General features: G+C 74.1%; 21 protein-coding genes. 18 read left to right on the top strand and 3 right to left on the bottom strand.

All coding sequences use genetic code 11. The features are described from left to right. Positions 1 to 7: 7 nt before the first annotated feature. Complete coding sequence (locus tag ACQP2Y_RS29155) at positions 8 to 712, top strand: LLM class flavin-dependent oxidoreductase (protein ID WP_433732106.1); 705 nt, start codon at positions 8 to 10, stop codon at positions 710 to 712. On the opposite strand, the gene folP is transcribed toward ACQP2Y_RS29155, so the two are convergent. Further along, entirely contained in the window at positions 700 to 1,497 is a 798-nt protein-coding gene (folP, locus tag ACQP2Y_RS29150) for a dihydropteroate synthase (RefSeq protein WP_433732104.1), read from the bottom strand. The genes ACQP2Y_RS29155 and folP overlap by 13 nt on opposite strands. A 248-nt stretch (positions 1,498 to 1,745) precedes the next feature. Between folP and ACQP2Y_RS29145 the strand changes: the two genes are divergently transcribed. Together ACQP2Y_RS29145 and ACQP2Y_RS29140 are read left to right on the top strand one after the other, a co-directional pair. Continuing rightward, positions 1,746 to 3,365: an ABC transporter transmembrane domain-containing protein gene (locus ACQP2Y_RS29145; protein WP_433732102.1), complete on the top strand. Its 1,620-nt coding sequence runs from the start codon at positions 1,746 to 1,748 to the stop codon at positions 3,363 to 3,365. Continuing rightward, positions 3,362 to 5,095 carry an ABC transporter ATP-binding protein gene (locus ACQP2Y_RS29140; protein ID WP_433718261.1) on the top strand — a complete coding sequence of 578 codons (1,734 nt, stop codon included), beginning with the start codon at positions 3,362 to 3,364 and terminating at the stop codon, positions 5,093 to 5,095. Before ACQP2Y_RS29145 ends, ACQP2Y_RS29140 begins: the two co-directional genes overlap by 4 nt. 4 nt (positions 5,096 to 5,099) lie before the next feature. Here the strand turns inward: ACQP2Y_RS29140 and ACQP2Y_RS29135 are convergent, their stop codons facing one another. Next, on the bottom strand, positions 5,100 to 6,341 hold the full coding sequence (locus ACQP2Y_RS29135; protein WP_433718260.1) for a sulfite oxidase: 1,242 nt from the start codon (positions 6,339 to 6,341) through the stop codon (positions 5,100 to 5,102). Between the two features lie 223 nt (positions 6,342 to 6,564). Between ACQP2Y_RS29135 and ACQP2Y_RS29130 the strand changes: the two genes are divergently transcribed. The 5 genes from ACQP2Y_RS29130 to ACQP2Y_RS29110 all read left to right on the top strand — a co-directional run bounded on the left by ACQP2Y_RS29130 (position 6,565) and on the right by ACQP2Y_RS29110 (position 10,430). After that, positions 6,565 to 7,419 (top strand): hypothetical protein, encoded by an 855-nt coding sequence (locus ACQP2Y_RS29130; RefSeq protein ID WP_433718259.1) that lies wholly within the window; start codon positions 6,565 to 6,567, stop codon positions 7,417 to 7,419. Then, the gene (locus ACQP2Y_RS29125; RefSeq protein ID WP_433718257.1) at positions 7,416 to 7,844 is read left to right on the top strand and encodes a phage holin family protein; all 429 of its coding nucleotides are present in this window, start codon (positions 7,416 to 7,418) and stop codon (positions 7,842 to 7,844) included. The genes ACQP2Y_RS29130 and ACQP2Y_RS29125 overlap by 4 nt, the downstream gene beginning before the upstream one ends. Further along, on the top strand, positions 7,820 to 8,491 hold the full coding sequence (locus tag ACQP2Y_RS29120; protein WP_433718256.1) for a DUF3618 domain-containing protein: 672 nt from the start codon (positions 7,820 to 7,822) through the stop codon (positions 8,489 to 8,491). The genes ACQP2Y_RS29125 and ACQP2Y_RS29120 overlap by 25 nt, the downstream gene beginning before the upstream one ends. A 108-nt stretch (positions 8,492 to 8,599) precedes the next feature. Beyond that, positions 8,600 to 9,556 carry a TIGR03557 family F420-dependent LLM class oxidoreductase gene (locus ACQP2Y_RS29115; protein ID WP_433718255.1) on the top strand — a complete coding sequence of 319 codons (957 nt, stop codon included), beginning with the start codon at positions 8,600 to 8,602 and terminating at the stop codon, positions 9,554 to 9,556. Positions 9,557 to 9,599: 43 nt separating this feature from the next. Next, complete coding sequence (locus ACQP2Y_RS29110; RefSeq protein ID WP_433718253.1) at positions 9,600 to 10,430, top strand: glycosyltransferase family 2 protein; 831 nt, start codon at positions 9,600 to 9,602, stop codon at positions 10,428 to 10,430. Positions 10,431 to 10,433: 3 nt separating this feature from the next. Here ACQP2Y_RS29110 and ACQP2Y_RS29105 read toward each other — a convergent pair whose 3' ends face one another. Further along, positions 10,434 to 11,840: an aldehyde dehydrogenase family protein gene (locus tag ACQP2Y_RS29105; RefSeq protein WP_433718252.1), complete on the bottom strand. Its 1,407-nt coding sequence runs from the start codon at positions 11,838 to 11,840 to the stop codon at positions 10,434 to 10,436. Between the two features lie 150 nt (positions 11,841 to 11,990). On the opposite strand from ACQP2Y_RS29105, the gene ACQP2Y_RS29100 reads away from it, so the two are divergent. From ACQP2Y_RS29100 to ACQP2Y_RS29055, 10 genes are read left to right on the top strand one after another with little or no spacing between them, the layout of a single operon-like run. Next, complete coding sequence (locus tag ACQP2Y_RS29100) at positions 11,991 to 13,634, top strand: carbamoyltransferase family protein (protein ID WP_433718250.1); 1,644 nt, start codon at positions 11,991 to 11,993, stop codon at positions 13,632 to 13,634. Beyond that, positions 13,631 to 14,629 (top strand): glycosyltransferase family 2 protein, encoded by a 999-nt coding sequence (locus tag ACQP2Y_RS29095; protein ID WP_433718248.1) that lies wholly within the window; start codon positions 13,631 to 13,633, stop codon positions 14,627 to 14,629. The genes ACQP2Y_RS29100 and ACQP2Y_RS29095 overlap by 4 nt, the downstream gene beginning before the upstream one ends. Next, entirely contained in the window at positions 14,593 to 16,185 is a 1,593-nt protein-coding gene (locus tag ACQP2Y_RS29090; protein WP_433718247.1) for an HAD-IIIA family hydrolase, read from the top strand. The genes ACQP2Y_RS29095 and ACQP2Y_RS29090 overlap by 37 nt, the downstream gene beginning before the upstream one ends. After that, a complete protein-coding gene (locus ACQP2Y_RS29085; protein WP_433718245.1) occupies positions 16,182 to 17,105 on the top strand; it encodes a glycosyltransferase in 924 nt (307 codons plus the stop codon). Before ACQP2Y_RS29090 ends, ACQP2Y_RS29085 begins: the two co-directional genes overlap by 4 nt. Next, positions 17,096 to 18,319 (top strand): glycosyltransferase, encoded by a 1,224-nt coding sequence (locus tag ACQP2Y_RS29080; RefSeq protein WP_433718244.1) that lies wholly within the window; start codon positions 17,096 to 17,098, stop codon positions 18,317 to 18,319. Before ACQP2Y_RS29085 ends, ACQP2Y_RS29080 begins: the two co-directional genes overlap by 10 nt. After that, the gene (locus ACQP2Y_RS29075; protein ID WP_212989403.1) at positions 18,319 to 18,942 is read left to right on the top strand and encodes a D-sedoheptulose-7-phosphate isomerase; all 624 of its coding nucleotides are present in this window, start codon (positions 18,319 to 18,321) and stop codon (positions 18,940 to 18,942) included. The genes ACQP2Y_RS29080 and ACQP2Y_RS29075 overlap by 1 nt, the downstream gene beginning before the upstream one ends. Further along, positions 18,939 to 20,330, top strand: a complete 1,392-nt coding sequence (locus tag ACQP2Y_RS29070; RefSeq protein ID WP_433718243.1) for a PfkB family carbohydrate kinase — start codon at positions 18,939 to 18,941, stop codon at positions 20,328 to 20,330. Before ACQP2Y_RS29075 ends, ACQP2Y_RS29070 begins: the two co-directional genes overlap by 4 nt. Next, positions 20,327 to 21,010: an SDR family oxidoreductase gene (locus ACQP2Y_RS29065; protein WP_433718242.1), complete on the top strand. Its 684-nt coding sequence runs from the start codon at positions 20,327 to 20,329 to the stop codon at positions 21,008 to 21,010. The genes ACQP2Y_RS29070 and ACQP2Y_RS29065 overlap by 4 nt, the downstream gene beginning before the upstream one ends. Continuing rightward, positions 21,007 to 21,942 (top strand): glycosyltransferase family 9 protein, encoded by a 936-nt coding sequence (locus tag ACQP2Y_RS29060; protein WP_433718241.1) that lies wholly within the window; start codon positions 21,007 to 21,009, stop codon positions 21,940 to 21,942. The genes ACQP2Y_RS29065 and ACQP2Y_RS29060 overlap by 4 nt, the downstream gene beginning before the upstream one ends. After that, positions 21,926 to 22,903, top strand: a complete 978-nt coding sequence (locus tag ACQP2Y_RS29055; RefSeq protein WP_433718240.1) for a DNA topoisomerase IB — start codon at positions 21,926 to 21,928, stop codon at positions 22,901 to 22,903. The genes ACQP2Y_RS29060 and ACQP2Y_RS29055 overlap by 17 nt, the downstream gene beginning before the upstream one ends. The last annotated feature ends 5 nt before the right edge of the window (positions 22,904 to 22,908 follow it).

The raw sequence follows: 22,908 nt of genomic DNA, 5'->3' as shown, positions 1-22,908 counted from the left end.
GGCCAACGTGACCAACCTGCCGACCCGGCCCGCTCCCATGCTGGCCCGCACGGTGACGTCGCTGATGGCGCTCTCCGACGGGCGTGTGGTGCTCGGCATGGGCGCGGGCGGGTTGTGGGACCGGATCGCGGAGCTGGGCGTGCCCCGGCTGTCCCCGGGTGCGGCCGTCGAGGCCTTCGAGGAGGCGATCGTCCTCATCAAGAAGCTGTGCGGCGGCGGCCCGCCGGTCACCCACGAGGGCCGGTACTACCAGGTGCGCGAGCTGGAGCCCGCGCCCGTGCCCGCGCCGCCGGTGTGGACCGGCTCGGTCGGCCCGAAGTCCCTCGCGGTCACCGGCCGGGTCGCCGACGGCTGGATCCCCGGGCACGCCGCCGACTGGCTCAGCGAGCGATACCGGACGTCCCGCCCGGTCATCGACGAGGCGGCGGCCGCCGTGGGCCGGGATCCGCGGGAGATCCGCACTGTCTTCAACCTGCCCGGGGCCATCACCGACCGTCCGCTGCCCGCCCCGCGCGACGAGGCCGGGCGGTGGCTCGGCGGTTCGGTGCAGCAGTGGATCGAGGAGCTCACCGGGGCGGTGCTGGAGCACGACGCTGCCGGCTTCACCCTCTTCGCGGCCGGTCACGGCACCACGGACGAGGTGTCCCTCGGGCGCTGGGCCGAGGAGATCGCCCCGGCGGTCCGCGAAGCGGTCGCCGCTCAGATGTTGTGACGGGCGTAGGCCGGGTCGCGCAGGCCCAGCATCGCCTCGGTCATCCGGACCGCGTCCACCGCCGCGCGCACGTCGTGCACCCGGACGATCCGGGCGCCCTGCGTCACGCAGAAGACCACTGCCGCGACCGTGCCCACCAGGCGTTCCTGCTGCGGGCGGTCCAGGGTCTCGCCGATGAAGTCCTTGTTGCTGAGCGCCGCCAGCGTCGGGTAGCCGATCGCGGTGATCTCGTTGAGCCGCCGGGTCAGCTCCAGCGAGTGGTACGTGTTCTTGTTCAGGTCGTGGCCCGGATCGATGATGATCTGCTCCGGCCGGACGCCACGGGACAGCGCCAGCGCCACCCGCTCGCGCAGGAAGCCGGCCACCTCCGCGGTCACGTCGGCGTACTGCGGGCTCGGGTGCAGGGTGCGCGGCGCGGCCAGGCTGTGGGTGATCACCAGGGATGCGTCGGTGCCGGCCACCGCGTCCGCGATCGCCGGGTCGCGCAGACCTGAAGTGTCGTTGATGACCCCCGCACCAGCCGCGATCACCTCCCGCGCCACCTCCGGCCGGTAGGTGTCGACCGAGACCACGGCCAGCCCGCGCGCCGCCTCCACCACCGGCAGCACCCGGTCCAGCTCCGCGGCCGCGCTGACCTCCGGCCCCGGCGCGAACGGCACCCCGCCGATGTCGATCCAGTCCGCCCCGGCTTCGGCCGCCGCGCGCACCGCCCCGGTCGCCTTCTCCAGCGCGAACGTGCGGCCGCGGTCGTGGAACGAGTCGGGCGTGCGGTTGACGATCGCCATCACCGAGACCCGGCGTGAGAAGTCGTGCGCGCGTCCCCCGATGACACGTTCGGCGCAGATCAGCGGGGGTGCGAAGGCAGTCACGCCCGGAGACTAACCGGGCCGTGAACATCGCCCGAATTCGGGCTCCCGCCGATGATCGCTGCTGCTCTAAGGTGCAAGGCGTGACGGAAGCGGGACACGCGGTGGCCGACGTGCGTGGTCCGCTGCCGTACCTGTGGTGGCTCGTGCGGCGGCAGAAGCTGCGGATCACCGCCGGCGCGGTGCTCGGGTCGCTGTGGATGGTGGGGCTGACGCTCCCGCCGTACCTGCTCTCCCAGGCCATCGACCGCGGCCTGCAGCGGCGCGATCTGGCCGCGCTGACCGGCTGGGTGGCCGTGCTCTTCGTGGTCGGCGCGGTCAACGCGCTGCTGGCCATCCTGCGGCACCGCACCATGACCAAGATCCGGCTGGACGGCGGTTTCCGCACCGTGCGGGCCGTCATCGCGCACGCCACCCGGCTCGGCGCCGCGCTGCCGCGGCGGATCGGCGCCGGCGAGATCGTCACCATCGGCATCGCCGACGTCTGGGTGCTGGCCCAGGCCCTCACCGTGACCGGGCCCGGGCTGGGCGCCGTCGTCGCCTACGTCGTGGTCGCCGTGCTGCTGCTGAAGATCTCGCCGCTGCTCGCGGTCGTGGTGCTCGCCGGCGTGCCGGTGCTGGCCACCGTGGTCGGCCCGATGCTCAGCCGGCTCCAGCGCGCCGGCGCCCGCTACCGCGACCACCAGGGCGCGCTCGCCGACCGGCTCGTCGACATCATGGCCGGGCTGCGCATCCTCAACGGCCTCGGCGGCAAAGAGGGTTACGCCCGCCGCTACCGCCGCGACTCCCAGCGGGTCGCCGAGGAGGGCTACCTGGTCGGCGCGGTGACCAGCTGGATCCAGGCGCTCGGCGTCGGCCTGCCCGCGCTGTTCCTGGCCGTGGTGATCTGGCTGGCCGCGCGGATGGCGGCCCAGGGCCAGATCACGGTCGGCGAGCTGGTCGCGGTCTGGGGGTACGCGGCCGTGCTCGTCGTCCCGGTCGCGTTCTTCATCGAGGGCGGCTTCGACATCAGCCGCGCCCTGGTCGCCGGGGGCCGCGTCGTGGATTTCCTGCGCCTGCCGGTGGATCCGGCACCGACCCGGCCCGGCCCCGACGGCCCGGCGGTGCTGCGCGACCCCGAGTCCGGCGTGGTCGTGGTGCCCGGCCGGCTGACCGTGCTGGCCAGCGCCCGGCCCGCCGACGCCGCCGCGGTGGTGGACCGGCTCGGCCGCTACGGCCCGACCCGTGCCACCTGGGGCGGGCTGCGGATGGACGGGCTCGCGGTCCGTGACCGGATCCTGATGGCCGACAACGAGGCATATATGTTCACCGGCACGCTGGGCGAGATCGTCGCGGGCCGGTCGCCGGTGGACGACGCAGCGGTCACCCGCGCACTGACCGCCGCCGTCGCTGGCGACATCGTGGACGGTCTCAGCGACGGGACCGCGTCGACCGTCGACACCCAGGGCCGCAACCTCTCCGGCGGCCAGCGCCAGCGCATCCGGCTCGCCCGCGCCCTCTACGCCGACCCGGAGATCCTGCTCGCCGTCGAACCGACCTCGGCCGTGGACGCGCACACCGAGGCCGCCATCGCGCAGCGCCTGCCCATCGCCCGGGCCGGCCGGACCACGCTGGTCGCGACGACCTCCCCGGCCCTGCTGGACCGGGCCGACATCGTGCACTACCTGGTCGACGGCCGGCTGGCGGCCACCGGCACGCACCGCGCCCTGCTCGACACCGAGCCCGGCTACCGCGCGCTGGTCACCCGGGCGGCGGGGGAGGCCGCGCTGCCGGAGGTCGTCCGGTGAGCACCCTGCCGATCGCCGGCGGCGCCCACGTGCGCCGCGCCGCGATCCGGCTGATCCGCGACGACCGGCGGGCCGTCGCGCTGATGGTGCTGCTCAACGCCCTCGCGGCGGTCGCCGGGCTGGCCGGCCCGTGGCTGCTGGGCCGCATCGTCGACACGGTCACCAGCGGCCACGCCTCCGTGCACGCCGTCGACCAGCTCGCCGGCGCGATCCTGCTGTGCACGGTCGCGCAGACCCTGCTGGCCCGCTCGGCGCTGGCGGTCGGCTACCGCTTCGGCGAGCGTACGGCGGCCCGGGTCCGCGAACGGTTCGTCGACCGGGCCCTGGCCCTGCCCGCCTCGGTGGTGGAACGCGTGCCGACCGGCGACCTGGCCGCCCGCGGCACCGGCGACGTCAGCACGGTCGCCGTGACGCTGCGCGACGCGATCCCCGAGGTGCTCATCGCCTCGGCGCAGGCCCTGTTCGTGATCGTCGCCGTCTTCCTGCTGGACCCGTTGCTCGGCGTGGTGGCCCTGGCCGGACTGTCGGCGATCCCGCTGGCCACCCGGTGGTACCTGCGCCGAGCGCCGACGGCCTACCTGGACGAGGGGGCGGCCGGGTCGGCGCTGGCCGACGAGCTGGCCTCGACAATCGCCGGCACCCGTACGGTCGAGGCCCTGGGCCTGCAGGAACGCCGCCGGGCAGCGGGCGACGCCGCGATCGCCCGGGCCCGCCGGACCCGGTTGCGCACCTTGTTCCTGCGCAGCGTGCTGTTCCCCGCGGTCGACGTCTCCTACGTGGTGCCGGTGGTCGCCGTGCTGCTGGTCGGCGGCACCCTCTACGTCAACGGGCTGCTCTCCCTGGGCGCCGTCGCGGCGACCGCGCTGTATCTGCGCCAGCTCGCCGTGCCGCTCGACGCGATCCTGATCTGGCTGGAGCAGCTGCAGAGCAGCGGGGCGTCCTTCGCACGGGTCGAGGGGCTGTCGGTGATCCCGCGGGCGGTGGTCACCGAACGCCGCGCACCCGCCGGCGACCGGATCGAGGCGCGCGGCGTGCGGTACGCCTACGACGGCGGCCGCGACGTCCTGCGCGGCGTCGACCTGACCGTGCGCCCGGGGGAGCGGCTCGCCCTGGTCGGCCGCTCCGGCGCCGGCAAGTCGACCCTCGGCCGGCTGCTCGCCGGGGTCGACCGCCCCCGCGCCGGCACGCTGACCGTGGGCGGCGTGCCGATCGCCGAGTTGCCGCCGAGCCTCCTGCGCCGCCAGGTCGTCCTGGTCACCCAGGAACACCACGTGTTCCGCGACGCGGTCCGCGACAACCTGACCCTGGCCGCCCCGGACGCGTCCGACGACGACCTGCGTTCGGCGCTGGCCATCGTCGGCGCGGACTGGGTCCGGGAACTGCCGGACGGCCTGGACACCCGGCTGGGCGGCGACGGCTTCGTCCTCGACGGGGCGCAGGCCCAGCAGCTGGCGCTGGCCCGGGTGGTACTGGCCGACCCGCACACGGTGGTGCTGGACGAGGCGACGGCACTGCTCGACCCGACGACCGCCCGGGACGCGGAACGGTCGCTGGCCGCGGTGCTGCACGACCGTACGGTGATCGCGATCGCGCACCGGCTGCAGACCGCCCATGACGCGGACCGGGTGGCGGTGATGGACGGCGGGCGGCTCGTGGAGCTGGGCACGCACGACGAACTGGTCGCGGCGGACGGCACGTACGCCGCCCTGTGGCGCACCTGGCACGGCTGACTGGTCAGACGGCCACCACGGGGTGCCGGACCACGGCGTCGAACAGGTAGCCCAGCTCGTTGTAGTCCGCCACGTCCGGCTGGGTGTTGCCGCGGACGTCGGTCGCCCGGGCCAGCAGCTCGTGCGCGCCCGCGGCCGGCCGCCAGTCCACCTCCCAGCGCTGCCATGCGTGGCCCTCGCTGCCGCCGACCCGGCGGGCCCGGCGCCAGGTCGTGCCGCCGTCCGTGCTGACGTCCACGTGCCGGATCGCGCCCGCCGCCGACCAGGACCGGCCGCGTAGCCGCACGTGCCGGCCTGCCGGCACCTGCGCGCCCGGGTCCAGTTCGAAGGCGCTCTTGAGGACCTGGCGGTCGAAGGGTTCGCCCTCCGCCGGGTGGTCCGGGCCGAACAGCCGGTAGAACTGGGTGTTCCAGGGTGAGAACAGCGGAACGTCGCTGACCTCGATGCTGCCCAGCCACTTGATCGAGGCGATGCCGATCCAGCCGGGCACCACCAGCCGCACCGGGTGGCCGTGGTCGGCGGGCAGGGGTTCGCCGTTCATCTCGTACGCGAGCAGCACGTCGTGCAGTGCCTTGCGGATCGGCAGCGGGCGGCGGACCGGGCCGAGGTCCACGCCGCCGCTGACGAAGTTCGGGTCCAGTCCGGCCGGCAGCACGTCCACCGCGTGGCGGCTGAGGCCGGCGCGACGCAGCACGGTGGACAGCCGTACGCCGCGCCAGCGGGCCACGCCGACGCCGCCGAGCTTCCAGGCCGTGCCGGACACCGTCTGACCCTGCTGGGTGGTGAAGTAGCTGCGGCCGTTTCCCGCGCATTCCACCGTCGCGGTGACCGTTTCGCTCGGGAGGCGGCGCAATTCGTCATACGTTAATGTGATCGGTCCGTGTCGCAGTCCGGCGCCGAACAGGCGCAGCCGCCAATCCGCCGCATCGATGATCGGTGTGCTGGTGTGGTTGCGGACGAAAAAGCGGTCGATCGGCACCAGATGGCCCTGGTCGGCCAGCGCGGACCAGCGCATCTCGGCGTTGGTGCCCAGCACGGTGAAGAGCTCCGGGGGCAGGGGCTTCACGATCGGCCCTGGCGCGGCGGCGGTGGCGGCGGTGCCCGTGGCGGCCACGCCGGCCAGGCCCGCGCTCGCCGCGGCGGTGAGTTTAAGCAGGTCCCGGCGGGAGAAGCCGGTTGCCTCACCGGCCCGCCACTGGGCCAGCCGGCGCCGGTCGTAGGTGCCCTCGTCCAGCATGTCGTCCATCAGGGTGCTCCTCTGCGGCACTGACCGGTCTCGATCGTCCACAGCATGGTAAACCGATGGGGGCTGTAGGAAAAGGGAGTCATGGTGAGTACCCGCTGGAAAGCGATCTATGCGGAAAGAATTCGTCGTATTGTGCGGGCCGTTTTATGCGTTAGCGGAGGCCACCCCGGGTAACCAATATCGCGAAGCACCAACGGACGAACGAACCACGATGGAGGCAGCAATGAGTGACCCGTCTGCGGGCGCCCGCGCGCCGGACACCACCCCCCTCGCCGACGTGCCGGTCACCGAGACCTACGCGGCGACGACATATCCCGAGACGACCTACCCCGCCGAGACGTACCCGGCGACCGGGCAGGGCTCCTCGGGCGGCGACCAGTCCGCGGTCAAGCAGGCCGCCGGACAGACCGCCCAAGCCGCGGGTCAGGCCGCCACTGACGTCAAGGACACCGCCAAGCAGCAGGCCCAGCGGGTCGGCTCCGAGGCCAAGACCCAGGTCCGCAACGTCGCGTCCGAGGTTCGCGGCAAGGTGAGCGAGCAGGCCCGGACGCAGAACGACAAGCTGGTCGGCAGCATCCGCGAGATGGCGGACCACCTGGAGGAGATGCGCGGCGACCGGGCCGACTCGCCCGCCACCCAGATCGTCTCGCGCGTCGCGGACAGCGGCCGGCAGCTCGCCGGTTACCTGGAGAACAACGGCCCCGAGGGCGTGCTGCGCGAGGTCCAGGACTTCGCCCGGCGTCGTCCCGGCGCGTTCCTCGCGGGTGCGCTGGCCGCCGGCTTCGTGGTGGCCCGGCTGGGCAAGGGCGTGGCCAAGGCCGACGACCTCTCGTCGGACAAGCCCTCCAGCGACTCGTTCGTGTCCAACCCGGGCACCTACGACACCGGCTACACCACCCCGGCGACGACCGGTTACACGACCGGGACGACCGGCTACGTGGACCCGGCGGTCGACACGACCTCCGGCTACCCGGCGGCCACCACCGAGTACGCCTCGACAGGCACCGGCACGCCGGTCGTCGTCGAGGAGGACTACGTCACCGGGACCACGCGGGACTACCCGGGCGGCACGCGATGACCGCGCCCTACCCCACCGGTCACTCGCATGACCACGCCGAGGAGGTCAGCGAGACCTCCGTCGGTGAACTGATCGGCAACATCAGCAACGACCTGTCCACGCTGTTCCGCCAGGAGGTGGAGCTGGCCAAGGTCGAGCTGAAGCAGGAGGCCTCGAAGGCCGGCAAGGCGGCCGGGATGCTCGGCGCCGCCGCCTTCGCCGGTTACCTGGTGCTGGTGCTGCTCAGCTTCGCGCTGGTGGCCGCCCTCAGCAACGTGATGGATCCCGGCTGGGCCGCGCTGATCGTGGCGGTGCTCTGGGGGATCGTCGGCGCGGTGCTCTACAGCAACGGCCGCAAGAAGCTCAAGACCGTGGACCCGACCCCGCGGCGCACCGTCGACACCCTCAAGGAGGACGCGCAATGGCTGAAGAACCCGACCGGTTGAGGCAGGACATCGAGGCGACGCGCGCCTCCATGACCCGCCACGTGGATCTGCTGGCGGAGAAGACCAGCCCTACCAAGGCCGCCCAGCGCCGCTGGACCGCCGTGAAGGAGAAGGTCATGGGTAGCTCGGAGCACGCGCGGCACTCGGCGGGCAACGCCGCGGGCACCGTGCAGGACAAGGCCTCGTCGGCCGCCGGTACCGTGCAGGACAAGGCCTCCTCGGCCCTGGGCACGGTGCAGGACAAGGCGTCGAACCTCACCGACGCCGCGGGCGACAAGGCGCACAGCGCCGCAGACGCGGTGCGGGGCGCACCGCAGGCGGTGGCCCAGCAGACCCAGGGCAACCCGCTCGCCGCGGGCATCATCGCCTTCGGTGTCGGCATGCTCGCCGCCACGCTGATCCCCGTCACCGACGCCGAGAAGCGGGCCGGCCAGCAGCTCAAGGAGCACAGCGGCGACCTGACCGACAAGGTCAAGGACGTCGCGGCCGAGATGAAGGACGACGTCTCGGGCACGGTGCAGCAGGCGGTCGGCCAGGTCAAGGAGACCGCCGCCGACGCCGCGCAGACCACCAAGCAGCAGGCCCAGTCCTCGGCGCAGGACGCCAAGGACCAGAGCAAGGAAGCGGTCAGCCAGGCCCGTTCCTGACTTCCCGCACCGGCCGGCGCCGGGCCGCACCCTCGGGTGCGGCCCGGCGTTTGTCGTGCCCGGCGGCGGGCACAGACCGGGGTGAGACCGCAGACCGAGGGGATCACCATGAAGTTCGGATACAAGCTGTCGGCCGAGGGCTTCGGCCCGAAGGAGCTCATCCAGCAGGCGGTGCGGGCCGAGCAGGCCGGCTTCGACTTCGTCGAGATCAGCGACCACTTCCACCCGTGGCTGGACGTCCAGGGCCACTCGCCGTTCGCCTGGACCGTGCTCGGCGCGATCGCCGCGCGCACCGAGCGGATCGGCCTGGCTACCGGCGTGACCTGCCCGACTGTGCGGTACCACCCGGCGATCATCGCCCAGGCGGCCGCCACGCTGGCGATCGTGTCGGACAACCGGTTCACGCTGGGCATCGGCGCGGGGGAGCGGCTCAACGAGCACGTCGTCGGGCAGGGCTTCCCCAGCGTCCGCGGCCGGCACGAGCGGCTGCGCGAGGCGCTGGAGATCATCAAGCTGCTCTGGCAGGGCGGCTACCAGTCGTACGAGGGCAAGCACCTGCAGCTGGAGGACGCCCGGGTCTTCGACCTCCCGGACCAGCTCCCGGTGATCGCCGTGGCGGCCGGCGGGAAGAGCGCCGCCGCGATGGCCGCCGAGCTGGGTGACGGGCTGTTCGCCACCGAGCCGCGCGCCGACCTGGTCGAGAGCTACACCGGCGCCGGCGGGTCCGGTCCCCGCTACGCCGAGGTGCCGATGGCCTGGGCCCCGACCGAGGAGGCCGGCATCCAGGAGGTCCTCAAGACCACCCGGTGGGCGCTGACCGGCTGGAAGGTGATGAGCGAGCTGCCGAATCCGGTGAACTTCGACGCGGCGTCGCAGACGGTCCGCGAGGAGGACGTCCGCGGCCAGTTCGCGCTGGGCCCGGACGCCGAGCCGTACGTGGCCGCGGTGAAGAAGTACACCGAGGCGGGCTTCGACCACATTGTCCTGCAGAACGCGGGCCCGGACCCCGAAGGCTTCATCGACTTCTTCCAGAAGGACCTGCACGACAAGCTGCAGCGCCTGTGAAAGTTCCCGTTTCGTCCCGGGCCGGTAGGGGTAGGCCGCTGCGATGATCAGCGAAGTCACCGTCGTGGTGGCCACCCGTAACCGGCGCGCCCGGCTGTTCGAGACCATCCCGCACCACGAGGGCCCGGTCATCCTGGTCGACAACGGCTCCGACGACGGCAGCCCGGAGGCCATCCAGGCAGCTTTCCCGCAGGTCACGGTGGTGCCCCTGGGTGAGAACAGGGGAGCCGCGGCGCGCAACGTCGGCGTGGAGCTGGCTCGTACCCCGTATGTCGCGTTCGCCGACGACGACTCGTACTGGGAGCCCGGCTCGCTCGCCGGCGCCGCCGCGCTGCTGCGGGACCACCCGCGGGTCGGGCTGCTCAGCGCCCGCGTGCTGGTCGGGCCGCAGGCCCGCGTCGACCCGGTCTCCGAGGCCATGGCCGCCGCGCCCCTCGGCGTCCCCGAGGGCGCGCCCGGCCCGGCCGTGCTGGGCTTCCTGGCCTGTGCGGTCACCGTCCGGCGGGAGGCGTTCCTGCAGGTGGGGGGCTTCAACCCCAAACTGCACGTGTACGGCGAAGAAGCCCTGCTGGCCATGGACCTGGCCGCCGCCGGCTGGCTCCAGACGTACGCGCCCGACCTGACCGTGCGCCACCTGCCGCTGCCGGCCGGCCGGGACAACGGCGCCCGGCACCGCATCGAGGCGCGCAACCGGGTCCTCACCGCTCTGCTGCGCCGCCCGCCGGCCGTGGTGGCGCGGACGGCGGTATCGGCCTGGCGGGACGATCGGCGGGGTGTGGCCGACGCCGCGCGCCTGCTCCCGTGGGCGCTGCGCCGGCGCCGGCCACTTCCGGACACTGTGGAGGACGCCCTGCGGGTCCTCACGATCCAGTAGGGATCACCACCCGTTCGGCGGGGCCTCCAGGTGGACCGCCTTCATGACCGTCAGCTCGTCGAGCAGCTCGGGGCCGTACCCGAAGCCCTGCCCGCTGCCGCCGCGCGGATGCGCCGCACCGCCGGGCGCGCCACCGAACACCGCGTTGACCTTGACGGTGCCGACCGGCAGCTCCCGCCAGGCCTGCTGGGCGTGGCTCATCGAGCCGGTCAGCACCGTCGCGGCCAGCCCGTACGGTGACTCCGCAGCCCGGGCCAGCGCCTCGCTGAACGAGTCGACGACGACCACCGGGGCGACCGGGCCGAAGGTCTCCTCCCGCAGCACCGCCATGTCGTCGGTGCAGTCGGCCAGCACGGTCGGCGGGTAGTACGCGCCCGGCCCGTCCGGCACCTCGCCGCCGGTGAGCACCCGCGCGCCGTCCTGCACCGCCGCGCTGACCTGCGCGTGCACCGCCTCGCGGAGCCGGGTGTCGACCAGCGGCCCGAGGTCACCGGCCCAGGTCCTCGCCTGCTCGGCCAGCTCGCGCAGGAACGCGTCCGCGATGTCGCGGTGCGCATAGATCCGTTCCACGGCGACGCAGATCTGCCCCGAGTTGGCGAAGGAGCCGACCGCCGCCTGCTGCGCCGCCCACGCCGGGTCGACGTCCGCGTCGACGATCAGCGGGTCGCTGCCGCCGTTCTCCAGCAGCGCCTTGGCGCCGGTCGTCGCGCAGGCCGCCGCGATGGCCCGGCCGGTCGCGGTCGAGCCGACGTGCGCGACCACGTCCACCTCCGCCGAGGCCAGCGCCGCCCCGACCGTGCCGTCGCCGCTGAGCAGTGAGAACACACCGTCCGGGAAGTGCGGGGCGAGGAGCTGGGCGAGGCGCCAGCCGGTGGCCGGGGTGCGCTCGCTCGGCTTGTACACCACCGTGTTGCCGGTCACCAGGGCGGCGCCGAGCAGGCCGCACGAGACGGCGACCGGGTCGTTCCACGGCGTCACCACCGCCACCACTCCGCGCGGCCCGTACGCCATGAGGTCGATCGCCTCGTCGTTGCCCGCCAGCGTCCGGCCCCGGTGGGTGGGCCCGAGTTCGGCGTACTGGCGCAGGGTGCCGACGCCCGCGCCGATCGAGTCCTTCGCGCCGTCGACGGGCTTGCCCATCTCCGCGTTCATCAGCTCGGCGAGCTCGTCCGCGGCGGCCTCGACCGCGTCCGCCGCCGCGTGCAGGGCAGCCGCCCGGGCGCCCGCCGCGGTCCGGCTCCAGAGCGGGGCGGCGTCGCGCGCGGCCTTCACCGCGGCGGCCACGTCAGCTTCCGAGGCGACCGCGACGCTCGTCACGGGAGTGCCGTCCGCGGGGTTCAGTACGGTCAGCCGGCCGCTCCCGCTGCCGGGTGTCCAGGTTCCACCGATGAGTTGTCCGACGTCATGCATGCCTCGCCGGTTGCCCCTCAGCAGGCTTCGCAAACGCGGCGTCGTCCTTTATCAGTGCAGGTCGAGGGCCTCTGAAGAAGTGCTGAAGAAGTCGTGAAGAAGTCAGTGATCTAGCGAATAAGTCAAAATGGCCGGGGTATCCGGGGCGCCATGCGTGTCCTCGGTATCAATGCGATCTTCCACGATCCGGCCGCCGCCCTGGTCGTCGACGGCCAGGTGGTCGCCGCCGCGGAGGAGGAGCGGTTCAGCCGGCGCAAGCACGGCAAGCGGCCGGTGCCGTTCTCCGCCTGGGAGCTGCCCGAGCTCGCCGCCGCCTGGTGTCTGGAGAGCGCCGGATTCAAGCCCGGCGACCTGGACGCGGTCGCGTACTCGTTCGATCCCGGCCTGACCCGCGACGCCGCTGAGCTCGGCCTGGCCGACCCGTGGGACCACCTGCGCGTCGACTACGCCCGGCGGGCGCCGCAGTTCCTCGCCGCCGCGCTGCCCGGGCTCGACCCGGAGCAGGTCCGCTTCGTCCCGCACCACGTGGCGCACGCCGCCTCGGCCGGCCTCGCCGTCGAGGAGGACAGCGCCGTGCTGGTCCTCGACGGACGCGGCGAGGTGGCCAGCCACCTCTCCGGCGTCTACCGCGACGGCGAGCTGACCGTCCTCGCCGGACAGGGCCTGCCGCACTCGCTCGGCCTGCTCTACGAGGACCTGACCCGGCACCTGGGCTTCCTGCACTCCAGCGACGAGTACAAGGTGATGGCGCTGGCCTCGTTCGGCACGCCGAAGTTCCTGCCGCTGCTCCGCGAGCTGGTGCACGCCAACGACGACGGCGGCTTCACCGTCGAGCGCATCGACTGGTCCGCGCTGGCCAAGGCCCGCAGCGCCGAGGGCGAGATGACCGACGCGCACGCCGATCTCGCCTCCAGCGTCCAGGCCCGGCTCGAGGAGGTCATGCTCGATCTGGCCCGCTGGACGTACGACGCCGCCGGTGGACCGAAGACGCTGACCATGGCCGGTGGCACCGCGCTCAACTGCGTAGCCAACGCGCGGATCGCGGCGCAGGGCCCGTACGAGCGGGTCTGGGTGCAGCCGGCCGCCGGTGACTCCGGCACCGCCCTGGGCGCCGCGCTGAGCATCTCCCGCGAGGCCGGTCCGGTCGTGCCGTTCACCGGTGCCGACCTGGGCCGGGGCTGGAGCGACGAGGAGCTCGAGGCCGAGTTGCAGCGGGCCGCCCTGCCGTACACCCGGCCGGAGTCCATCGCTGCCGAGGCCGCCAAGGTGCTCGCGGACAACGGCATCGTGGCCTGGTACCAGGGCCGCAGCGAGTACGGCCCGCGCGCCCTGGGCCACCGGTCGCTGCTCGCCCACCCCGGCGACCCGGACACCCAGACCCGGATGAACAACGTGAAGGGCCGCGAGCAGTTCCGTCCGATCGCGCCGATGGTCCGGGCCGAGCGCTTCGCCGACATCTTCGACGGCGTCTACCCGAGCCCGTACATGCTCTTCGTGCACCAGGTGAAGCCCGAGTGGCGGGACCGGATCCCGGCCGTCGTGCACGTCGACGGCACCGCCCGGGTGCAGACCGTGCACACCGAATCCGAGCCGCTGGTGGCTGAGATGCTCGCCGAGTTCGAGCGGCTCACCGGCCTGCCGGTGGTCGTCAACACCTCGCTGAACACGGCCGGGCGGCCCATGGTGGACACTCCGCGCGAGGCGATGGAGCTGTTCGGTTCCGCCCCGGTGGACCTGCTGGCTCTCGGGCCGTTCGCGGTGCACCGCGCCGCGGCCTTCGGGGGCGGCCGATGACCGGAGTCTCCGTCGTCGTCCCGACCCTCGGCCGGCCCAGCCTCACCGCTCTGCTGAGCGCCCTGGCCGCCGGGGCCCCGGCTCCGCTGCCGGTGGAGCTGCTGCTGGTCGACGACCGCCCGGCCCCGGCCGAGGAGCTCGAGCTCCCGCCGGGCGTCGACGCGAAGATCCTCACCGGCCGGGCCGCCGGTCCGGCCGCTGCCCGCAACGTCGGCTGGCACGCCGCGAGCCACGAGTGGGTGGCGTTCCTCGACGACGACGTGCTGCCCGATCCGGACTGGTTCGTCCGGCTGGCCGCCGACCTCACCGGCGCCTCCGCGTCGACCGGGGGAGTGCAGGGCCGGCTGCGGGTGCCGCTGCCGTCCGACCGGCGGCCGACCGACTGGGAACGGGTCACCGCGGCGCTCGCCGACGGCGCGTGGATCACCGCCGACATGGCGTACCGGCGGGCCGCGCTGGAGGCCGCCGGTGGCTTCGACGAGCGGTTGCCGCGGGCCTTCCGGGAGGACGCCGAGCTGGCGTACCGGGTGCGGGCGGCGGGCTGGGGGCTGGTCCGGGGCTCGCGTACGGTCACCCACCCGGTCCGTCCCGAGGACCGCTGGGTCAGCGTGCGCACCCAGCGCGGCAACGCCGACGACGCGCTGCTGCGCCGCCTGTACGGCCCGGGCTGGCGCGGCAAGCTCGACATCCCGCCCGGTCGCCGCCCCCGGCACCTGGCCGTCACCGCCGCCGGCACCCTCGCCGCCGGTGCGCTGGTCACCGCGCTGCTCACCCGGCGACGCGGGGCGCTGACCGTGGCCGCCGCCGCGGCGGCCGCCTGGGGGGCCGGGACCGCCGAGTTCGCCGCCGCCCGGATCAAGCCCGGTCCCCGGGACCGCCGGGAGGTGGTCACGATGCTCGCCACCAGCGCCGCGATCCCGCCCGCCGCGGTCGCGCACTGGTTGCGCGGCTGGTTCCGATGGCGGGGCGCGCGTCCGCTGGAGACCGCGCTGTGACCGCTCTCTTCGATGCCGTCCTGTTCGATCGGGACGGCACTCTCATTGCCGACGTTCCGTACAACGGCGACCCGGCCCTGGTCGAGCCGATGCCGGGGGCCCGGGCCGCCCTGGACCGCCTGCGGGCCGCCGGTCTGCGGCTGGGCGTGGTGACCAACCAGTCCGGGCTGGCCCGGGGCCTGTTCAGCGCGGAGCAGCTCGCCGCGGTCAACGCCCGGGTCGAGGAGCTGCTCGGCCCGTTCGACAGCTGGCAGGTGTGCCCGCACGACGACACCGCGGGCTGCGCCTGCCGCAAGCCCGCCCCCGGCCTTGTGCTGGGCGCCGCCGAAGCGCTGGGCACGACCCCGGCGCGCTGCGTCGTCGTCGGTGACATCGGCCGGGACATGGTCGCGGCCGGGGCCGCCGGCGCCACCGGGATCATCGTGCCGACCGCCGTGACGCTGAGTCCCGAGGTCGCCGCGGCGCCCGCCCGAGCCGCCGACCTGACCGGTGCCGTCGACCTCATCCTCGAGCGTCAGGCGCTGGTCACCCCGCGCGAGCCGCGCCGGCCCGGCGGCACCGTGCTGGTCGTACGGTCCGACTCGGCCGGGGACGTGCTGCTCACCGGGCCGGGCATCCGGGCCGTCGCGGCCGGCGCCGACCGGGTCGTCCTGCTCTGCGGGCCGCGCGGGCGGGCCGCCGCCGAGCTGCTGCCCGGCGTGGACGAGATCATCGAGGCCCGGCTGCCGTGGATCGACCCGCAGCCGGCGCCGGTCGGCCCGGACTTCACCGGTGAGCTGGTGGCCCGGCTCGCCGCGGTCGGCGCCGACGAGGCCGTCGTCTTCACCTCGTTCCACCAGTCCGCGCTGCCCCTGGCGTTGCTGCTGCGTACGGCCGGGGTCGCGAGGATCACGGCGATCAGTGACGACTATCCCGGCTCGCTGCTGGACGTGCGGCACCGCGTACCGGTGGGGGTGCCCGAGGCCGAGCGCGCCCGCTCGGTCTCGGCAGCCGCCGGTTTCGCCCTGCCGGACGGCGACGACGGCGCCCTGCGGGTACGGGTGGACGCGCCGGACGCCGCCGGTGACTACGTGGTCGTGCACCCCGGCGCCTCGGTCGACGCCCGGGCCTGCCCGCCGCAGACCATGCGGGCGATCGTTGTCGCGCTGGAACGCGCGGGACACCGGGTGATCGTGACCGGTGGCCCGGACGAGCAGGAGCTGGCCGCCGCGGTGGGCACGCCCGCCGGCGCGACCAGCTTGGCCGAGCTGACCCGGCTCATCGCCGGGGCGTCCTGTGTGGTGGTCGGCAACACCGGCCCGGCCCACCTCGCCGCGGCCGTCGGCACCCCCGTCGTCAGCCTCTACGCCCCCACCGTCCCCTTCGGTCAATGGGGCCCGTACCGGGTGCCCTACGTGCGTCTCGGCGATCCCGCCGCGGCCTGCCGCGACACCCGCGCCGCGGTCTGTCCCGTGCCCGGCCACCCGTGCCTGACCCGGATCGACCCGGCCGAGGTCGTCACCGCCGTACGCCTGCTCGGTGTCCCCGTTCCCGTCATCAGTGAGGTAGCCGCGTGAACATCCTGCTCTGGCACGTGCACGGTTCCTGGACGACGTCGTTCGTCCAGGGCAAGCACCGCTACCTCGTGCCCGTGAACGCCGCCCGCGACGAGTGGGGCCGCGGCCGGGCCCGCACCTTCGACTGGCCCGCCTCCGTCGAGGAGGTCGACCTCGCCGACGTGCGTGACGTGGACGTCGTCGTGCTGCAACGGCCCGAGGAGCTCGACCGGGTCGCGCACCTGGACGTGCCGAAGATCTACGTCGAGCACAACACCCCCAAGGGCGACGTGCCCGACAGCCGGCACCCGATGGCCGACCGGGACGACCTGATCGTCGCCCACGTCACCCACTTCAACGACCTGTTCTGGGACGTCGGCGGCACCCGGACCACGGTGATCGAGCACGGCATCGTCGAGCCGGTCGCGCGCTGGACCGGCGAGCTGGACCGCTTCGCGGTGGTCACCAACGAGCCGGTCCGGCGCAACCGGGTCACCGGCACCGACCTGATGCCCCGGTTCGCGGCGGTGGCACCCCTGGACGTGTACGGCATGGGCGTCGCCGGCCTGCACCTGGACGGGGTCACCACGTACGACGACCCGCCGCAGGCCCGGATGCACGCCGAGATCGCGAAGAGGCGGGCGTACCTGCACCTCTGCCGGTGGACCTCACTGGGGCTGAGCCTGATCGAGGCCATGCAGATCGGCATGCCGGTGCTCGCGCTGGCCACGACCGAGGCGATCGCCGCTGTCCCGGACGACGCCGGCGTGCTCGCCACCCGCGTCGACACGCTCGTCGACGCCGCCCACTGGCTGATCGAGGAGCCCGAGCAGGCCCGGGTGCTCGGCGCCCGGGCCCGCCAGGTGGCGCTGGCCCGCTACGGCCTGGACCGGTTCCTCGCGGACTGGGACCGCTTGCTGGAGGAGCAGACATGCGCATAGCGATGATCTCGGAGCACGCCAGCCCGCTCTCCGCCCTCGGTGGCGTGGACGCGGGCGGCCAGAACGCGCACGTCGCCGAACTCGCCGCCGCCCTGGTCGACCAGGGCCACGAGGTGCGGGTCTACACCCGCCGGGAGAGCCCGGACCAGCCCCGGGTGGTCCCGGCCAACGGCTTCCAGGTCGTGCACGTGCCGGCCGGACCGGCCACCGTGCTGCCCAAGGACGACCTGCTGCCGTTCATGGGTGACTTCGCCGAGTGGATGGCCGCCGATTGGCGCGAGCACTGGCTGCCGGACGTCGCGCACGCGCACTTCTGGATGAGCGGGCTGGCCGCCGTGACCGCCGGACGAGCCTGCGACGTGCCGGTCGTGCAGACCTATCACGCGCTCGGCTCGGTCAAGCGCCGCCACCAGGGCGCCGCGGACACCAGCCCGGCGCACCGGGTCGCCTACGAGCGCCAACTCGGCCGGGTCGTCGACCGGGTCGTCGTGCAGTGCCAGGACGAGGTCCGCGAGCTGATCCGGCTGGGCGTGCCGCGCTCGCGGATGGCGCTGGTGCCCTCGGGCGTCAACACCGACCGGTTCCGCCCGGACGGCCCGGCCGAGCCCCGCGACCCGGACGTGCCGCGGATCATCACGGTGGGCCGGCTGGTCGAACGCAAGGGCTACGAGGACCTGATCCGCGCGATGCCGGCCGTGCCCGGCGCCGAGCTGGTCATCGTCGGGGGACCGCCGGACGGTTCGGTCGACGACCACCCGTACGCCCGCAAGCTGCGCGCCCTCGCCGAGCGCAGCCGGGTCGGCGACCGGGTCCGGCTCGCCGGTGCCGTGGCCGCCGCCGACATGCCGCGCTGGTACCGCTCCGCGGACCTGCTCGCCGCCACCCCCTGGTACGAGCCCTTCGGCCTGACCCCGCTGGAGGCCATGGCCTGCGGGGTGCCCGTGGTCGCCACGGCCGTCGGCGGGCTCACCGACACCGTGGTCGACGGGATCACCGGCGACCTGGTGCCCGCCCGGGACCCGCGGGTGCTCGCGTCGGCGCTGCGCCGGTTGGTCACCGACGAGGTGCGCCGGTTCTCCTATGCGGCGGCTGCCGTCGACCGGGCCACCCACTCGTACTCCTGGCGGCACGTGGCCCTCCGGCTCGCCGCCGTCTACGCCGCTGTCACCGGTCGCGCCGTGGCCGAGGACCAGACCCGAGAGGCAGTCGCCTGATGGACCTCCTGGACGAACACCTCACCGGTATGGCCGCGGCGCTGTTGCCGTACCGCGCGGCGGCCGCCGACCGGCTGGCCCGCTGGGGCGGCGAGCTGGCCCGGCACCTGGGCCACGGCGGCCGGTTGCTGGTCGCCGGCAACGGCGGCAGCGCGGCCGAGGCCCAGCACCTCGCCGCCGAGCTGGTCGGCCGGCTGCGCGACGAGCGGATGCCGCTGTCGGCGATCGCGCTGACCCCGGATTCGTCGGCGGTCACCGCGATCGGCAACGACTACGGCTTCGACGAGATCTTCGCCCGCCAGGTCCGCGCCCACGGCCGCCCCGGCGACGTGCTGCTGCTCATGTCGACCAGCGGCCGCAGCCCGAACCTGCTCACCGCCGCGGACGCCGCCCGGGAGATCGGCGTGCGCACCTGGGCGCTGTGCGGTCCGGGCCCGAACCCGCTCGCCGACGCCTGCGACGAGGCGCTGTGCTGCCCGTCGCCGGACTCCCAGGTGGTCCAGGAGCTGCACCTGATCTCGGTCCACGTGATGTGCGAGTACCTGGACCGGGCGCTGCCGGTGGTGCTGGGAAAAGCACCGGCGCGACCCGTGCGGCGCATGCAGCCGGTGCTGGCGTCATGAGCGGGCCGCTTCTGGTCATCGTGGGTGACACTCTGCTCGACCGGGATGTCGAGGGGACGGTGCGGCGGGTCGCGCCGGACGCGCCCGCCCCGGTGCTGGACGAGGAGTCCGTCACCGACCGGCCCGGCGGGGCCGGTCTGGCCGCGCTGCTCGCCGCCGGTCAGGGCCACGACGTCGCCCTGGTCACCGCGATCGCCGACGACGACGCCGGGAGCCGGCTCTGCGAGCTGCTCACCGAGGCCGGCATCGCGGTCTACCCGCTGCCGCTGGCGGGTGCGACCGCCGAGAAGGTACGGCTGCGCGCCGCCGGCCAGGTGCTGGTGCGCCTGGACCGGGGCGGCGACCCGGTAGCACCGGGCGACCCGAGCGAGGCAGCCCTCGAGGTGCTGAAGGAAGCCTCGGCGATCCTGGTCAGCGACTACGGCCGGGGCGTGGCCCGCAACCCCCGGCTGCGCGCCGCGTTGCAGGAGGCCAAGGCGCCCGTGGTCTGGGATCCGCACCCGAACGGGCCGGCCCCGGTGCCCAACGTGCGGCTGGTGACCCCGAACGAGGCCGAGGTCCGCAAGCTCGCCGACGACGCCGGTTCCGGGCCGATGCTGAGCACTGTGCACCGCGCGGGCCAGCAGTTGCGGCAGCGCTGGCGGGCCGGTGCGGTCGCTGTGACCGTCGGTGCGAACGGTGCGGTGCTGTGCCACGCCGGGTCGACACCGCTGGTCGTGCCCGCTCCCAACGCCGCCGACGGCGACACCTGTGGTGCCGGTGACCGGTTCGCCGCCACCGCCGCCCTGGCCCTGGCCTCCGGCGCACTGGTCTCCGAGGCGGTCCAGCAGGCGGTCACCGCGGCGACCGAGTACGTGGCGGCCGGCGGCGTCACCGTCGCCCTCGCCCCGCCCGCGGACAAGCCCGACCGGCAGACCGAGGAGGCGAGCCGGGTGATCGCCCGGGTCCGCGCCCAGGGCGGCACGGTCGTGGCCACCGGCGGCTGCTTCGACCTGCTGCACATCGGTCACCTGGCGACCCTGCAGGCCGCCCGCAAGCTGGGCGACTGCCTGGTCGTCTGCCTCAACTCCGACTCCAGCGTCGCCGCCCTCAAGGGCCCCGACCGGCCGCTCACCGGCCAGGGCGACCGGGCCCGGCTGCTCGCCGCCCTCGACTGCGTGGACGCCGTCGTGGTCTTCGACGAGCCGACCCCCGAGGCCGTGCTGGCCCGGCTGCGCCCGGACATCTGGGTCAAGGGCGGCGACTACGCCGACGGCGGGCCGGACCTGCCCGAGGCCGAGCTCATGCACCGCTGGGGTGGCCAGACAGTCATCGTCCCCTATCTCGACGGCCGTTCCACCACCAGGACCATCGCCGCCGCGCGCGGCCATTCGGAAGGAAACTCATGACCGACGCTGTCATCGTCACCGGCGGATCCAGCGGCCTGGGCGCCGCCGTCGTGGACGCCGTGCTCAAGGCCGGCGGCCGCCCGTTCGTCATCGACCGGCAGCCGCCCGCCGAGGGTGTCCCGTGGGTCGAGTGCGACCTGGCCGACACCCGGGCCGCCGAGGCCGCCACCCGCGAGGTCATCGCCCAGGCCGGCGGCAGCATCGACGGGGTGGTCACCGCGGCCGGCATGGACGTGCCCGGCGCGCTGGCCGACATCCCGGGCGAGACCTGGGACCGGATCGTCATGATCGACCTGCTGGCCACCGCCGCGGTCATCCGGGCGGCCATCCCGGCGCTCAAGGAGTCGCACGGCACCGTCGTGACCATCGCCTCCACGCTGGGCATCAAGGCGGTCAGCGACGCGACCGCGTACTGCGCCGCGAAGTTCGGCGTGGTCGGCTTCACCCGGTCGCTCGCCGCCGAGCTGGCCGGGCAGGTCGGCGTCACGCTGCTGATCCCCGGCGGCATGCGGACGAAGTTCTTCGACGACCGCGACGAGCAGTACAAGCCCGGCCCGGACGCGATCCTCAACGACCCGGCCAACGTGGCCAACGCGATCATGTTCGCGCTGACCCAGCCGGCCGGCAGCGCTGTGCGGGAGCTCATCGTCGCGGCCGAGCAGGAGACGTCGTACCCGTGATCCTGGTGTTGCGCGCCCTCGGCGTCGGCGACCTCGCCGCGGGCGTGCCCGCACTGCGGGCGCTGCGTGCCGCGTTCCCGGACCGGACCCTGGCGCTGGCCGCACCGGCCTGGCTGACGCCGCTGATCGAGCTGATCGGCGGCGTCGACCGGATCGTGGCCACCGACGGGCCGGCCGCGCCGCCGGCCGTGCCGGCCCCGGAACTGGCGGTCAACCTGCACGGCAGCGGTCCGGAGTCGCACCGGCTGCTACTGGCGTTGCGACCCGCGCGGATGTGGGCGTTTGCCAACGCCGACGCGGGGCATCTCGACGGCCCGACCTGGGCCGAGGAGGAGCACGAGGTGCGACGCTGGTGCCGGCTGCTGAGCCATTACGACGTACGGGCCGATCCCGGCGACCTGTCCCTGGCCGTGCCCGGGGTCGGCGGGCCGCGAGGGGTCACGATCGTCCATCCGGGTGCGAAGTCCCCGGCCCGCCGCTGGCCGCACTTCGCCGCGGTTGCCCGGGCGCTGGCCGAGCGGGGTCACGACGTGGTGGTCACCGGCTCGGCGGGTGAGCGGGAGCTCGCCCTGGCGGTGGCCCGCGACGCCGGCCTGCCGTCGACCGCGGTCCTGGCCGGGGACACCGGCCTCGATGAGCTGGCCGCGCTCGTCGCCCACGCCCGGCTGCTGGTCAGTGGAGACACGGGCATCGCGCACCTGGCCACCGCGTACCGGACGCCGTCGGTCGTGTTGTTCGGGCCGGTGCCGCCGCGCCGCTGGGGGCCGCCGCCGGACCGCGCGTACCACCGGGCGATCTGGCACGGCACCCGGGCCGAGCGGGGCGACACCATGGACCCCGGGGTGCATCCCGCACTGCTGCGGGTGAGCGTCGGCGAGGTGCTCGCGGCGGCCGATGAGGCGGAAAAGGCGCGCCATGCGTTTGCGGCGTAGTGAGCTGACCAAGCCCGGTTACGGCCGGCGCCGCTCCGGCAAGGGCTTCCGCTATCTCGACACCGACGGCACCACGACGCTGCGCGACCAGGACGCCGTCACCCGGATCAAGGAACTGGTGATCCCGCCCGCGTGGACCGACGTGTGGATCAGCACCGATCCGCGCGGGCACATCCAGGCCACCGGGCAGGACGCCGCCGGCCGCAAGCAGTACCTCTACCACCCGGACTGGCGGACCGCCCGCGACGAGAAGAAGTTCGAGCACGCGCTGGAGATCGCCGAGCGGCTGCCGGAGATGCGCTCGCGGCTCTGCACCGACCTCAGCGGGCGGGGCCTGACCCGCGAGCGGGTGCTGGCGGCGGTGGTCCGGCTGCTCGACATGGGCATGTTCCGGGTCGGCAGCGACCAGTACGCCCGCCGCGACGAGGACCCCTCCTACGGCCTGTCCACCCTGCTGCCCGAGCACGTCCGCGTCCGTGGCGGCTGCGTGGTGCTGGAGTTCACCGGCAAGTCCGGGGTCGAGCACGCCAACCCGGTCGAGGACGGCGAGGTCTGCCAGGTGCTGCGTGACCTCAAGCGGCGCCGGCGAGGGGAGCAGCGGCTGTTCGCGTACTGGGATCCGGCCGGTCGGCGGTGGCGGGACATCCGGGCCGACGACATCAACGCATACCTGCGGGAGATCAGCGGCGAGGAGATGACCGCGAAGGACTTCCGTACCTGGCACGGCACTGTCAAGGCCGCCGAGGAACTGGCCGCCGCCGGGCCGCAGAAGACGAAGACGGCCCGCAAGAAGGCTGTCTCGCACGCCATGAAGGAGGTTGCGGAGATGCTCGGCAACACTCCGGCGGTGGCCCGCAGCTCGTACGTGGACCCGCGGGTCGTGGAGGAGTTCGAGAAGGGCCGGACCGTGCCCCAGGACGAGCCGGTCGAGCAGGCGGTGCTGGACATGCTCTCGGACTAGTTTCG

Origin of the sequence: Actinoplanes sp. CA-051413, from assembly GCF_050955795.1 — a bacterium.
GTDB lineage: Bacteria > Actinomycetota > Actinomycetes > Mycobacteriales > Micromonosporaceae > Actinoplanes.
Note: the sequence above shows the minus strand (reverse complement) of the source record. Positions and strands in the feature narration are given on the sequence as shown.